Below are 13187 nucleotides of genomic sequence, written 5' to 3'. Positions count from 1 at the left end.
CGCCAGGGTTTCGGACCAGCATAAAAATGTCTGACGTCATCGGTCTTGTTCTTCCGTTCTTCGGCTTGATTTTTGTCGGGTTTCTGGTGGCGCGCATCACCAGGCAGCCGCTGGAGGCGCTCGGCTGGATGAACACGTTCATCGTCTATGTCGCGCTGCCGGCACTTTTCTTCCAACTGCTTGCCAAGACGCCGTTCGAAGACCTGACGGAATGGCGCTTCATCTTCGGTTCGGTCGTCTCGACCTTCATGATATTTTCCTTGATGTTCATGGGGTCGATCCTGACCTCGCGCGGCGAGATAGCGCAATCGACCATCAAGGCGCTCGCGGCCGCCTATGGCAATATCGGCTATATGGGACCGGGGCTGGCATTGCTGGCCTTCGGCGAGGAGGCGGCTGTGCCGGTCGCATTGATCTTCTGTTTCGAGAACATCATGCATTTCGCCATCGCGCCCATGATGATGGCGCTGTCGGGCGACGACAAGACCACGCCTCTCCGGCTTGCGCTCGGTGTCGTGCGCAAGATCGTGCTGCACCCGTTCATCATCGCAACCGCCCTGGGCGTCGGCGCCGCCTATATCGGCTTTCGACCGCCCGTGCCGGTGGAGCGATTTCTGGAATATCTTTCCCGGGCGGCCGCACCTTGCGCGCTGTTCGCCATGGGCGTCACGCTGGCGCTCAGGCCGCTCAATCGCGTCCCGCACGAGATGGTTCCGATTGCGGCGCTGAAACTGATCCTGCACCCGTTGCTCTGCTATGTCGTGCTGAGCTGGATCGGCAATTTCTCTGAGACATGGGTCTTCTCGGCGGTGCTTCTGGCGGCGTTGCCGACCGCCACCAACGTCTTCGTCATCGCCCAGCAGTATGGCGTCTGGGTACAGCGCGCGTCGGCCAGTGTGCTGATCACAACCTGCCTGTCGGTCGTGACCGTCACCGGGCTGCTCTACCTGATCCGGCACGATATCCTAGCGCCGGACCTGTTTCCCTAACCCGCCGGCAAGCGCGGCAAAACCGCTGCCGGGACGAAGCCCCTCGCGCATGAAAAAAGCCCGAAGCGGCGCGAAGCCACCGAGCACGCCGAGCCCGGCCACGCGGGCCATCTGGGCCGGCAGCATGTCGGAAAGCAGCGACATGTTGAGCAGGTTGACCGCGCCGCTACGCGCCAGAATATCGGGGCGGCGCTTGAAATCGTAAGCCGCAAGCGCCTTGGCTGCACCCGGGTCGGCTCGATTTTCACAAGCGATTCCAACCAGATCATCGACGTCCCTGATGCCGAGATTGAGGCCTTGCGCACCAATCGGCGGAAACACATGGGCGGCTTCGCCGACCAGCGCCACCCGATCTCGGGCGAAACGCAGTGGCGTCACCGCCGAAAGCGGATAGATCTGCCGGCCCGGCTCGACCGTCACCCGGCCCAGCATCGACTGCATCTGCTGTTCAACCCGCTGAGAAAGCGTCGTATCGTCCAGTGCGGCGAGGTCGGTCGCGGTCTCGGGCTTGACCACCCAGACCAGGCTGGAGCGATTGCCGGGCAATGGGACCTGCGTGAACGGACCGGTCTCGGTGTGGAATTCGGTCGAGGTGAAGGCGTGGTCGCCGCTATGGCCGAAATTGAGGACGAGAGCTGCCTGCGGGTAGGACCGGGCCGAGGTCGAGATGCCGGCCGCCTGGCGCGCCGGTGACAACCGCCCATCGGCGGCGACCGCAAGCGATGCGTCGACCGTGCTGCCGTCGGCCAGGACGGCACGGGCGTGCTCGGCATCGAGACGCCAGTTCGCCACTATCGACATCAGCCGGTCGATGCCGGCATGCGCGGCAACGGCGCTGGCGAGTGCCGGGTTGAGGACGCTGTTGGGAAGGTTCAGCCCGAATTGGTCCTCGTCGATTTCGCTGGCACGGAAGGTGACGACCGGGCTGCGGATCAGCCGGCTGGTGGCGTCGACGATGCGCATCACTTTCAGGGGCGCCGCCTTGGATTTGACGGTTTCGAGCACGCCAAGCCGGTCGAGCACTTTCAACGCAGGGTTCATCAGGGCCGTCGTGCGGCCGTCGGGGGCAGTGGGCTCCGGCCCGACCAGCGTCACCGGGAAACCTTCGGCGGCAAAACCGAGCGCCGCGATCAGCCCTGCCGGCCCCGTGCCGGCAACCAGTATCCGCGCAGTTTGCTGATGCTCCAAGATCGGCTTCCGGCTTGCAATGCGAGGCCGGTCCACCCGACCTGCCGTTCGATGAGCATATAGGTCAGATCATGCCGCTTGATCAACGCGGCGATTCGGCCCATTCGGATGTCATGACCGGCCAGCAGGACGACTTCAGCCATCTCGACCGCGCCGGCCGCGCCATGGCCGGCATCGCGCGCAATCCTCGCGTCACGGTAAACGTCGTTGTCGCCGCTTGCATCCTGCTTGCCTGGCTGTCTCTTGCGGCGATGGCAATCCGCGGGGCTGAAACAGGGATTGCGGGCGTCGGCGCCCCTGGCGACACGATCCTGCGCAGCCTGCCGCAACTGCCGCTGCCCGATTTCCTGGAACGGTTCTTTGTGCTGTGCCTCTCACCGGTGCCCTTGGACGCAGATCTCGGCTTGCAGGCCGGCGCGCTCGTTTTCATGTGGCTCCTGATGGCGGTCGCGATGATGCTGCCTTCGGCGGCGCCGATGATCCGCACCTATTGCGAAATCACTGACACGGCTCGCATCAAGGGCGAACCGGTCGTTCACCCGCTGGTGCTGGTCGCCGGTTACCTAAGCGTCTGGCTCGCCGCTTCAATGATGTTCGCGGCGCTGACCTTGGCCGCCCATACATTCGCCTCATCAGCCGGGATGCTCGATCCGGTCGCCGGCCTTGCCGGTGCGCTCGCTCTCGTGATTGCCGGCCTCTACCAGTTCAGCGGCCTCAAGGAAGCTTGCCTGAAGAAATGCAAGAACCCGTTCTCGGTCCTGTTTTCGAACTGGAGCGCAAGGCCCCTTAACATCTTTCGGCTCGGTGTCGCGCAAGGTCTGTGGTGTCTCGGCTGCTGCTGGGCCTTGATGCTGGTGATGTTCGCCGTTGGCGTCATGAACATTTTCTGGATGGCGTTGATCGGGCTGTTCACCCTGATCGAAAAACAAACAGCCAGCAGGGTTCCAACCCGGCTGGCCGGTGCGATACTGCTTGTCTGGGCAGCCGCGCTGCTAGTAGTCTCGCTATGAGTGGGGGAAAATCGATGGCAGACCAGAGCTGGGCGATGAAGGGAGAGCTCGTACTCTCCTGCAATTGCACGGTTTTTTGCCCCTGCGTGCTATCGCTTGGCAATCATCCGCCGACCGAAGGCTATTGCCAGACCTGGGCGGGGTTTCGTATCGATGCAGGCCATTTCGGTGAGGTCGATCTGTCCGGCCTCAATCTCGGGCTGATTATGGAAATCCCCGGCCACATGAGCCGCGGCAACTGGACCGCCGGCCTGTTCATCGACAGCCGCGCATCGGTCTACGCGGTCAAGGCGCTGACCAAGATCTTCACCGGCAAGGCAGGCGGAACCACATCGCTGCTCTCCATCCTGGTCGGCAAATTCCTCGGCGTCGAACAAGTGCCGATCACCTATGAGACGCGTGACAAGACACGTATCTTCCAGATACCGAAGATCATCGACGGGGCGGTGACACCCATCCCCGGCAAGGATCGCGGCAAGGATACGGTGATCAGCAATTCGGAATACTGGATCGCGCCCGAGATTATCGTGGCAAGGTCTGACAAGAGCAAGATGCGGGCTTTCGGCCGCAACTGGAATTTCGCCGGCCGTTCGGCCGAAATCTGCAAGCTGGATTGGCGGGGCCCGTGAGCAAGAACACAACGGCCCGAAAAGCCGCCAAAAAGATCACGGACCGGATTCCCAGGCCGAAGAAGAAGGTCACCTGGCCACAGGCGCGGGCGTTCTCCGTCCATCTCTTGACCGCATCAGGCTCGTTCCTGGCCTTCCTCTCGCTTGTGGCGGCGAGCGAAGAGCGCTGGACCGCAATGTTCTGGTGGCTCGGGCTGGCATTGTTCGTCGACGGCATCGATGGACCGATCGCCAGAAAGCTCGAGGTCAAGGAGATCCTGCCGACATGGTCGGGCGAACTGCTCGACAACATCATCGACTACGTGACCTACGTGCTGATCCCGGCCTTCGCGCTCTATCAGCGCGGCTTCATGGGCGAGGGCCTGTCTTTCCTGTCGGCGGCGATCATCGTCGTGTCCAGCGCCATCTACTATGCCGACACCGGCATGAAGACGAAGGAGAATTTCTTCAAGGGATTCCCCGTGGTCTGGAACATGGTGGTGTTCACCCTGTTCGTCATCGAGCCCGGGCAATGGGTTTCGTTCGCTGTGGTGGTGGTGGCCGGCGTCCTGACTTTCGTGCCGATCAACTTCATCCACCCGGTGCGGGTGGTGCGGCTGCGGCGCATCAACCTTGGGATGACCCTCTTATGGTGCGCTTTCGGCGCGCTCGCCCTGGCCCAGGCGGCACTCGCTGCCTTCTACGATCAGATCGGCGTGCTGGGCGAACAGGTCAGCACCTTCACCAAGATCGGCATTACCATCACCGGGCTTTACCTTGCCTGCATCGGTGGCATCATGCAGTTCTTTCCCAATCTCGGTGCCAAAAAGGCTTGATCAGCCGCTCCCACAGGAAGCCTAGCCCACAGGAAGCCTAGCAATGTCGAAAGCGATCCGCATTCACGCCAATGGCGGCCCGGAAGTTCTGACCTATGAGGACGCTGACCCCGGCCAGCCGGGATCCGGGCAGATCCTGGTCCGGCACACCGCGATCGGCCTCAATTTCATCGATGTCTACCATCGCTCTGGCCTCTACCCGCCGCCTGGCGGCTTCCCGCTCGTGCCAGGCAGCGAAGCCGCCGGCGTGGTGCTGGAGGTCGGCCAGGGCGTCGACTGGCTGAATCCGGGCGATCGCATCGCCTATGCCGTGACGACGGGCGCTTACGCGCAACAGCGCGTCATCGATGCCAGCCGCGTCGTCAAGGTGCCGGATGGCATCAGCGACGAACAGGCCGCAGCGATGATGCTGAAGGGCATGACCGCGGAATATCTGCTGCGCCGGACGTTCAAGGTGAAGGCCGGCGACACGATCCTGTTCCATGCCGCGGCAGGCGGCGTCGGGCTGATCCTCGGCCAATGGGCAAAACACCTCGGCGCCACCGTCATCGGCACCGCCAGCTCGTCCGACAAGATCGAGCTCGCCAGGGCGCATGGTTTCGACCATGTCATCAACTACAAGGAACAGGATTTCGTTGCCGGCGTCGCCGCCATCACCGGTGGCAAAAAATGCGACGTCGTCTACGATTCGGTCGGCAACGACACATTTCCGGCTTCGCTCGACTGCCTGCGGCCGCTTGGCATGTTCGTCAGCTTTGGCCAGTCCTCGGGACCCATACCGCCATTCAGCATGTCATTGCTGGCACAGAAGGGCTCACTGTTCGCAACGAGGCCGACACTGTTCGTCTACAACGCAAGACGCGAGGACCTCGACGCTTCTGCCGCCGCCCTGTTCGAGGTCGTGCTCAGCGGCGCGGTCGAGATCAAGATCAACCAGCGCTACGCGCTCAAGGACGCCGGCAAGGCGCATTCCGACCTCGAGGGCCGCAGGACCACAGGGACGACCATTCTCATCCCTTAGTTCGTTCTGCCTTGCTATCCCTTGAATTTCCGCTGAAATTCTTGAAGCTCTTTCAAGACGCGTGCCGCTTTCCGATGAGAGCCGGCCGCGCCTACCATGCCTGCGGGAACACAGAACATGTCTGGCTAACCAGATGGGAGGCACTGTGAGTGCAAATCACGACGGCACGAACCTGCTTGGGGTTCGTGGCCTCACCAAGATATTCGGCACGCTGACGGCGTGCGATCATATCGATCTCGACATCGCCAGGGGTGAGATCCACGCCCTGCTTGGCGAAAACGGCGCCGGCAAGTCGACGCTGGTCAAGATGCTGTTCGGTTCGCTGGAGCCCAATGCCGGCGAGATCTTCTGGAACGGGCAGGCCGTCAGGATTTCCAGTCCCGGCGTCGCGAAAAAACTCGGCATCGGTATGGTATTCCAGCACTTCTCGCTGTTCGAGGCGCTGACCGCGGCCGAAAACATTGCCCTGTCGCTGGACGACGGCTCGCCGATCAACAGCATCGCTGCGAAGGCGAGGGCGCTTTCCTTCAGCTACGGCCTGCCGCTCGATCCTGAATCGCTGGTCGGCGACCTGTCGGTAGGCGAACGCCAACGCATCGAAATCATCCGTTGCCTGTTGCAAACGCCTCAGCTCATCATTCTGGACGAGCCGACCTCGGTGCTGACGCCGCAGGAAGCCGACAAGCTGTTCGAGACGCTGGAGCGCCTGCGTTCGGAAGGCAAATCCATCCTCTACATTTCGCACCGGCTCGAAGAGGTCAAACGCATCTGCGACCGCGCCACCGTGTTGCGCCACGGCAAGGTTGTCGGCCACTGCAATCCGCGCGAGGAAACCGCCTCTTCGCTGGCTCGCATGATGGTCGGCAACGAGGTGCAGGCCGTGGTGCGCGCGCCGGTCGAGGGCATCGACAAGGCGCAGCCGCTGCTCGAAATCCGCAATCTCAGCCGCAAACCGGCAACGCCGTTCTCGATCCCGCTCAAGGGCATCAGCCTGAACGTCCGGGCGGGCGAGGTGATCGGCATCGCTGGCGTCGCCGGCAACGGCCAGGGCGAGTTCTTCGAATCCGTCTCCGGCGAAGTGCCGCAGCAGGATGCATCCTCGGTGCGCATTCGCGGCAAGGACGCAGGCGGCCTCACCATCACCGGGCGCCGACTGCTGGGCGCTGCCTTCGTGCCGGAGGAGCGCCTCGGCCACGGTGCGGCACCGCGCATGAAGCTTTCCGAAAACCTGCTGCTGTCGCGCCATGCCACCGACGGCAAGGCGTTCGTCGGTTCCGGCGGGATGATGAAGAGCGGTGCCATCCAAGCCGCGTCCCAACGCATCATCGAGGCGATGGATGTGCGCAAGAGTGCGCCGGATCCGGAGGCCGCGGCCCTTTCTGGCGGCAATCTGCAGAAATTCATCGTCGGCCGTGAACTCGACCGCCGGCCAAGCGTCATGGTGGTGAACCAGCCGACCTGGGGCGTGGATGCGGGCGCTGCCGCTCATATCCGCCAGGCCTTGATCGAGTTGTCGCGCAGCGGATCGGCGGTGCTGGTGATCAGCCAGGATCTCGACGAGCTGTTCGAGATATCGGATGCGATCGCGGTCATGCACAATGGCGAGCTGTCGAAGCCTATGCCGATCGCCGAGGCAACCTTCGAAAAGGTAGGTTTGCTGATGGGCGGCGCCGAACCAGGCCACGCCGAACACTCGCTGGAGACGGCATGATGCGCCTCGAACTCGTCAAACGCCCGCAGCGTTCCATGCTGTTTTCGGCCCTGTCGCCGTTCATCGCCTTCGCGCTGACCATCATTGCCGGCGCCGTCATGTTCGCGCTGCTCGGCGTCAATCCGCTGACCGCGTTCAATATCTATTTTGTCGAGCCGATCAGCCAGGTCTGGCAGCTGCATGAGCTGGCGATCAAGGCAGCGCCGCTCATCCTGATCGCCGTCGGCCTGTCGGTCTGCTACAAGGCCAACATCTGGAACATCGGCGCCGAAGGCCAGTTCATCCTCGGCGGCATTGCCGGTTCGATGGTTCCCGTGCTGTTTCCGCAGTTCGAAGGTCCGCTGGTGCTGCCGCTGATGCTTTTGCTCGGCATGGTCGGTGGCGCGGCCTATGCGGCGATCCCGGCTCTGCTCAAGACCCGCTTCGGCACCAACGAGATCCTGACCAGCCTGATGCTGGTCTACGTCGCGCAGCTCTTCCTTGATTGGCTGGTGCGCGGACCCTGGCGCGATCCGCAGGGCCATGGTTTCCCGCAGACCATCCAGTTCAACGATTCGGCCGTGTTGCCGGAGCTGATGCCGGATGCCGGGCGAGCAAACTGGGGTTTTGTCTTCGCATTGGTCGCCGCGGTGCTGGTCTGGATCCTGATGAGCCGCATGCTGAAAGGTTTTGAGGTGCGCGTGCTGGGCTCAAGCCCGCGGGCAGGGCGCTTCGCCGGCTTCGGCCTCAACCGCATGGTCTTTTTTGCTTTCCTGCTGTCAGGCGCTCTGGCGGGTCTCGCCGGCATCTGCGAGGTCTCGGGCGCCATCGGGCAACTGCAGCCTGTCATTTCGCCCGGCTATGGCTTCACCGCCATCATCGTGGCTTTCCTTGGCCGCCTCAACCCGCTCGGCATCGTTGCCGCCGGTCTGGTGCTGGCGCTGACCTATCTCGGCGGCGAAGCGGTGCAGAGCGCGCTCGGCATCTCCGACAAGGTGGCGCGGGTGTTCCAGGGCATGCTGCTGTTCTTCGTGCTCGGCTGCGACACGCTCATCCACTACCGCATTCGCCTGGTCGGCCTGGCGCTGACCAAGCCGGAAGGTGCCGCGAAACTCGAAGCCGCGCCGAAGTTGAAGGAAGCCCGTTGATGGACATCACCGTAAACATCCTTCTGACCATCGCCACGGCGGCAACGCCCCTGTTGATCGCGGCAATCGGCGAACTGGTGGTCGAACGCTCCGGCGTGCTCAATCTCGGCGTCGAGGGCATGATGATCATGGGCGCTGTCGGCGGATTCGGCGCGACCTATCTCACCGGCTCGCCCTGGATCGGCCTTTTGGCGGCAATCGCCATGGGCGCGGTGTTCTCGCTGCTGTTTGCCGTCATGACGCTGTCGCTGGCCACCAACCAGGTGGCGACCGGCCTGTCGCTGACGCTGCTCGGCCTTGGCCTGTCCGGCATGATGGGCACCAGCTTTGTCGGCCAACCCGGCGAAAGGCTGCCCAACCTCTACATTCCCGGCCTGACGGAAATGCCTGTCGTCGGCAGGCTGCTGTTCGGTCAGGACCCGATCTTCTACATTTCGATCGCGCTCACCGCGGCCGTCATGTGGTTCCTGTTCAAGACAAGGACCGGCCTGACGCTGCGCTCGATCGGCGACAGCCACACCTCGGCCCATGCGCTTGGCATCCAGGTCATCCGCTATCGCTATCTCGCGGTGATCTTCGGCGGCGCCTGTGCCGGGCTTGCCGGCGGCCATCTGTCGCTGGTCTACACGCCGCAATGGGTCGAGAACATGAGCGCCGGCCGCGGCTGGATCGCGCTGGCGCTGGTGGTGTTCGCCTCCTGGCGGCCATGGCGGGTGCTGGCCGGCGCCTACATCTTCGGCGCGGTGTGGATCGGCCAGCTTCATGCACAGGCTTTTGGCATTCCGGTGCCTTCACAGTTCCTTTCTTCGCTGCCCTATCTGGCAACCATCGTGGTTCTCGTTCTAATCTCGCGCAACAAGCGTCTGACGATGATGAACACGCCGGCTTCCTTGGGGCAGCCATTCGTTCCGGATCGTTGACAATAAAAACAAACGGGAAGCTCCAAGGCTTAACTCAGAGAGGTAACACAATGAAAAAACTGCTTATTGCCCTGATGACCACGACCGCCGCCATGTCGCTGGCAGTGACGGCGGAAGCTGCGGACAAGCTGAAGGCATGCTGGGTCTACACCGGCCCGATCGGCGACTTCGGCTACTCCTACCAGCACGACCAGGGCCGTCTCGATGTGGAGAAGGCGCTCGGTGACAAGGTCGAAACAGCCTATCTCGAAAACGTCTCGGAAGGTCCCGACGCCGACCGCGCTTTCGAGCGCCTGGCGCGCGAAGGCTGCAAGCTCATCTTCGGCACCTCCTTCGGCTTCATGGATCCGGAAGTGAAGGTCGCCAAGAAATTCCCCAAGGTGATGTTCGAGCACGCCACCGGCTACAAGACCGCTGACAATCTCGGCATCTACAATGCGCGTTTCTACGAAGGCCGCTACGTGCTCGGCCAGATCGCCGCCAAGGAATCGAAGGCCGGCGTTGCCGGCTACATCGTTTCCTTCCCGATTCCCGAAGTGGTGATGGGCATCAACTCCTTCATGCTCGGCGCACAGTCGATCAACCCGAACTTCAAAGCCAAAATCGTTTGGGTGAATTCCTGGTTCGATCCGGGCAAGGAAGCCGACGCCGCCAAGGCGCTGTTCGACCAGGGTGCCGACATCATCGTCCAGCACACCGATTCGACCGCTGCCCTGCAAGTGGCCGAGGAGCGGGGCCTGAAGGGCTTTGGGCAGTCATCGGACATGATCAAGTTCGCGCCCAAGGCGCAGCTGACTTCGCTCACCGATGATTGGGGTCCCTATTACATCAGCCGGGTCCAGGCAGCCCTCGACGGCACCTGGAAGCCGGGCAATGTCTGGCTCGGCATCAAGGACGGCGCCGTCAAGCTCGCTCCTTATACCAACATGCCCGACGACGTGAAGGCGATGGCCGAAGCCACCGAAAAGAAGATCGCCGACGGCTGGAATCCCTTCACCGGGCCGATCGCCAAGCAGGACGGCACGCCATGGCTGAAGGATGGCGAAGTCGCCGACGACGGCACGCTGCTCGGCATGAATTTTTATGTGAAGGGCGTCGACGACAAGCTGCCGAAATAAGCGCGCGCGAGACATGAAACGGAAGGGCGCCGCGAGGCGCCCTTCTTCATTCGGCGGGCTGTGCGCCGGCAGAGGGGCAATGAAACCGCGTTCGTCCGGCATCGACCACACGGCCGAGCCAAAACCTGAGCAACCGCTGTACCGGTCGTTCGCAGGTGCGCCAGATCGCCCACGAAATGAAAAGCATGAGCACGACGCAACCACGGGCGGCAATCCATTTGCCGACAATGGGCGTTGCCGCATTGATGGCGAGATAGCCGATCTCCTGATGCAGCAGATAGAGCGGATAGGTCAGCCCGCCCAGCGCCAGGGTGAGCGCCGATGCCCTCACACGGTGGCGCAGCAGCACCGCGCCGATCAGGGCCGCGTGCATGACGGCGTTGGCGAGGACAAGATTGGCCGAGGAGACGGCAATGCCGTAGTGGCCGAGCATCCAGCGCTGCGTCACCGACAGCGTTCCGCAGGAGATCAGGAACGCGGCGGCGAGCAGCAGCAGGGCCGGCACAGAACGGCCATGCGAATGGATGTGGTGGACCAGCACGCCGGCGGCGAAGAACGGGCCGAACTCGGTGAGGAACAGCAGCCTGGCTCCGCCGCTGCCGATGAAGAACTCGTTCAAGGCCGAGATCGCCAGCCAGATGAAGATCAGCTCCAGCTTGCGTTTCTGGAAGAGCCCGGTGAACAGGGCCAGCGTGATCCATCCGTAGAACACCAGTTCAAGCACGATCGACCAGTAGACGCCGTCCATGAAGGGTTGGCCGAAGACCGGCGCGAACATCGACAGGTTGGCGACATACTGGCTGAAAGAGGCTGGAAGCAACGGCGTGCCGGCAAGGGTGAGAACTGCGAAGGTGATCGTCATGCAGAACAGAAAACCCGGATAGAGGCGAACGAACCGCGCGATCGCAAACTGATCCCAGCTCCGGTTTTCCGCCGACCAGGCAATGACGAAACCGCTGATCAGGAAGAACAGATTGACGCCGAGATAGCCGTAGAGGGCGAACGGTGCGGCAAGCGGATAGCCCTGCGCGAGGTAGCCTTCGGCGGCCGCGCCGCGAAAGAAATAGTGAAAGAACACGACAGCAAGTGCTGCCGCCAGCCTGAGCAAATCCAGCGTCGCGATGTAATTTTGTTCCGCAGATCTGGTGTTCATCCGCATTCCCCCGCATCTCCGGTCCCCAAACCATAGAGCGGATCGCGGCTGAGCGGGTTAAAAGGCTGAACTATCGCCAGATGTAGTAAATACGGCCCTCAGACCGCCGAACCATAAAGGTCATAGGCGTCGGCGCGGTCGATCTTGACGGTGACGATATCGCCCTGGCGCAAAGGGCGGCGCGACTGGATATGCACCGAGCCATCGATCTCGGGCGCGTCGTATTTGGTGCGGCCCTTTGCCGACGTGCCATGCGCCTCGTCGATCAGCACCGGCAGGCGCTTGCCGACCTTCTTGGCCAGCTGCGTTGCCGAAATCTTCTGCTGGCGCTGCATGAAACGGTGCCAGCGCGCCTCCTTGATCTCCTGGGGAACCTGTTCGAGACCGAGATCGTTGGAGCGGGCGCCGCGGACCGGCTCGTATTTGAAGCAGCCGGCGCGATCGATCTTGGCCTCGTCGAGCCAGTCGAGCAGCATCTCGAAATCGTCGTCCGTCTCGCCGGGAAAGCCGACGATGAAGGTCGAGCGGATGGCCAGATCCGGGCAGACCTCACGCCAGCCGCGAATGCGCTCGAGCGTCTTTTCGCCGTGTGCCGGCCGGCGCATGTTCTTCAATACCTGCGGCGAAGCGTGCTGGAAGGGGATATCCAGGTAAGGAAGGATCTTGCCCTCTGCCATCAGCGGGATGACGTCGGCGACATGCGGGTAGGGGTAGACATAGTGCATGCGCACCCAGATGCCGAGCTTGCCCAGTTCCTCGGACAGATCGAGGAATTTTGCGCGCACCTCACGGTCGCCGAACATCGACGTCTGATACTTGATGTCGATGCCGTAGGCGCTGGTGTCCTGTGAGATCACCAGAAGTTCCTTGACCCCAGCCTTGGCCAGTTTCTCGGCCTCGCGCAGCACATCGGCCGCCGGCCGCGAGACGAGGTCGCCACGCAGTGCCGGAATGATGCAAAAGGTACAGCGGTTGTTGCAGCCTTCGGAAATTTTCAGATAGGCGTAGTGGCGCGGCGTCAGCTTGACACCCTGCGGCGGCAAAAGATCGACATAAGGGTCGTGCGAAGGCGGCGCGGCCTCATGCACGGCAGCCATCACGCTCTCATAGGCCTGCGGCCCGGTGATCGCCAGCACATTGGGGTGCTTTTCGCGAATGACGTCCGGCTCGGCGCCCAGGCAACCGGTGACGATCACCCGGCCGTTTTCCGAAAGCGCGGAGCCGATGGCGTTGAGCGACTCGTCGCGAGCGGAATCGAGAAAGCCGCAAGTGTTGACGACGACAAGGTCGGCGCCGTCATGCTTGCGGGCGATTTCGTAACCTTCGGCGCGCAGGCGCGTGATGATGCGCTCCGAATCCACAAGGGCCTTCGGGCATCCAAGACTGACAAAACTCACGCGTGGAGCGGACATAGAGCGTTTCCGGGCTTTTCAGGATTGCCGGCGCAGTACCACACTTATTGCGGCATTGGTATGGGCACGCCCGCGATGCGGCAAAACGCACGGC

General features: G+C 62.5%; 12 protein-coding genes. 9 read left to right on the top strand and 3 right to left on the bottom strand.

The genetic code is table 11. The features are described from left to right. The first annotated feature begins 26 nt into the window (after positions 1-26). Positions 27-989 carry an AEC family transporter gene (locus AC0L2U_RS27670; protein ID WP_127810377.1) on the top strand — a complete coding sequence of 321 codons (963 nt, stop codon included), beginning with the start codon at positions 27-29 and terminating at the stop codon, positions 987-989. Here the strand turns inward: AC0L2U_RS27670 and AC0L2U_RS27665 are convergent. After that, complete coding sequence (locus AC0L2U_RS27665) at positions 966-2177, bottom strand: UbiH/UbiF family hydroxylase (RefSeq protein WP_127810376.1); 1212 nt, start codon at positions 2175-2177, stop codon at positions 966-968. The genes AC0L2U_RS27670 and AC0L2U_RS27665 overlap by 24 nt on opposite strands. A gap of 71 nt (positions 2178-2248) precedes the next feature. Here AC0L2U_RS27665 and AC0L2U_RS27660 point away from each other — a divergent pair, with 71 nt between their 5' ends. From AC0L2U_RS27660 to AC0L2U_RS27625, 8 genes are all read left to right on the top strand, one after another. Continuing rightward, entirely contained in the window at positions 2249-3187 is a 939-nt protein-coding gene (locus tag AC0L2U_RS27660; RefSeq protein WP_292133273.1) for a DUF2182 domain-containing protein, read from the top strand. 14 nt (positions 3188-3201) lie between these two features. Continuing rightward, positions 3202-3816, top strand: coding sequence for a DUF1326 domain-containing protein (locus AC0L2U_RS27655; RefSeq protein ID WP_127397798.1), 615 nt, complete (start codon positions 3202-3204; stop codon positions 3814-3816). Further along, on the top strand, positions 3813-4631 hold the full coding sequence (gene pcsA, locus AC0L2U_RS27650) for a phosphatidylcholine synthase (RefSeq protein ID WP_023811884.1): 819 nt from the start codon (positions 3813-3815) through the stop codon (positions 4629-4631). Before AC0L2U_RS27655 ends, pcsA begins: the two co-directional genes overlap by 4 nt. 43 nt (positions 4632-4674) lie before the next feature. Further along, positions 4675-5652 (top strand): quinone oxidoreductase family protein, encoded by a 978-nt coding sequence (locus AC0L2U_RS27645; protein ID WP_127810373.1) that lies wholly within the window; start codon positions 4675-4677, stop codon positions 5650-5652. A 133-nt stretch (positions 5653-5785) separates the two neighbouring features. After that, on the top strand, positions 5786-7363 hold the full coding sequence (locus AC0L2U_RS27640; RefSeq protein ID WP_164895711.1) for an ABC transporter ATP-binding protein: 1578 nt from the start codon (positions 5786-5788) through the stop codon (positions 7361-7363). Further along, the gene (locus AC0L2U_RS27635) at positions 7360-8490 is read left to right on the top strand and encodes an ABC transporter permease (RefSeq protein WP_473602911.1); all 1131 of its coding nucleotides are present in this window, start codon (positions 7360-7362) and stop codon (positions 8488-8490) included. Before AC0L2U_RS27640 ends, AC0L2U_RS27635 begins: the two co-directional genes overlap by 4 nt. Then, on the top strand, positions 8490-9410 hold the full coding sequence (locus AC0L2U_RS27630; protein WP_127268999.1) for an ABC transporter permease: 921 nt from the start codon (positions 8490-8492) through the stop codon (positions 9408-9410). The genes AC0L2U_RS27635 and AC0L2U_RS27630 overlap by 1 nt, the downstream gene beginning before the upstream one ends. A 50-nt stretch (positions 9411-9460) precedes the next feature. Next, the gene (locus AC0L2U_RS27625) at positions 9461-10528 is read left to right on the top strand and encodes a BMP family ABC transporter substrate-binding protein (RefSeq protein ID WP_127323146.1); all 1068 of its coding nucleotides are present in this window, start codon (positions 9461-9463) and stop codon (positions 10526-10528) included. A gap of 46 nt (positions 10529-10574) precedes the next feature. Here AC0L2U_RS27625 and AC0L2U_RS27620 read toward each other — a convergent pair whose 3' ends face one another. Together AC0L2U_RS27620 and rimO are read right to left on the bottom strand one after the other, a co-directional pair. Further along, a complete protein-coding gene (locus tag AC0L2U_RS27620) occupies positions 10575-11681 on the bottom strand; it encodes an acyltransferase family protein (RefSeq protein ID WP_473602910.1) in 1107 nt (368 codons plus the stop codon). 98 nt (positions 11682-11779) lie between these two features. After that, on the bottom strand, positions 11780-13093 hold the full coding sequence (gene rimO / locus AC0L2U_RS27615) for a 30S ribosomal protein S12 methylthiotransferase RimO (RefSeq protein ID WP_127380321.1): 1314 nt from the start codon (positions 13091-13093) through the stop codon (positions 11780-11782). Positions 13094-13187 lie beyond the last annotated feature (94 nt).

This window comes from Mesorhizobium sp. WSM4808, from assembly GCF_055811675.1.
This window is presented reverse-complemented; position numbering and strand designations above follow the sequence as displayed.

Excerpts from the sequence above, each read along its gene's own strand:
- AC0L2U_RS27670 (WP_127810377.1), top strand. The coding sequence starts at position 27 with ATGTCTGACGTCATCGGTCTTGTTCTTCCGTTCTTCGGCTTGATTTTT.
- AC0L2U_RS27660 (WP_292133273.1), top strand. The coding sequence starts at position 2,249 with ATGCCGCTTGATCAACGCGGCGATTCGGCCCATTCGGATGTCATGACC.
- AC0L2U_RS27655 (WP_127397798.1), top strand. The coding sequence starts at position 3,202 with ATGGCAGACCAGAGCTGGGCGATGAAGGGAGAGCTCGTACTCTCCTGC.
- AC0L2U_RS27645 (WP_127810373.1), top strand. The coding sequence starts at position 4,675 with ATGTCGAAAGCGATCCGCATTCACGCCAATGGCGGCCCGGAAGTTCTG.
- AC0L2U_RS27640 (WP_164895711.1), top strand. The coding sequence starts at position 5,786 with ATGGGAGGCACTGTGAGTGCAAATCACGACGGCACGAACCTGCTTGGG.
- AC0L2U_RS27635 (WP_473602911.1), top strand. The coding sequence starts at position 7,360 with ATGATGCGCCTCGAACTCGTCAAACGCCCGCAGCGTTCCATGCTGTTT.
- AC0L2U_RS27630 (WP_127268999.1), top strand. The coding sequence starts at position 8,490 with ATGGACATCACCGTAAACATCCTTCTGACCATCGCCACGGCGGCAACG.
- AC0L2U_RS27625 (WP_127323146.1), top strand. The coding sequence starts at position 9,461 with ATGAAAAAACTGCTTATTGCCCTGATGACCACGACCGCCGCCATGTCG.
- AC0L2U_RS27620 (WP_473602910.1), bottom strand. The coding sequence starts at position 11,681 with ATGAACACCAGATCTGCGGAACAAAATTACATCGCGACGCTGGATTTG.
- rimO (WP_127380321.1), bottom strand. The coding sequence starts at position 13,093 with ATGTCCGCTCCACGCGTGAGTTTTGTCAGTCTTGGATGCCCGAAGGCC.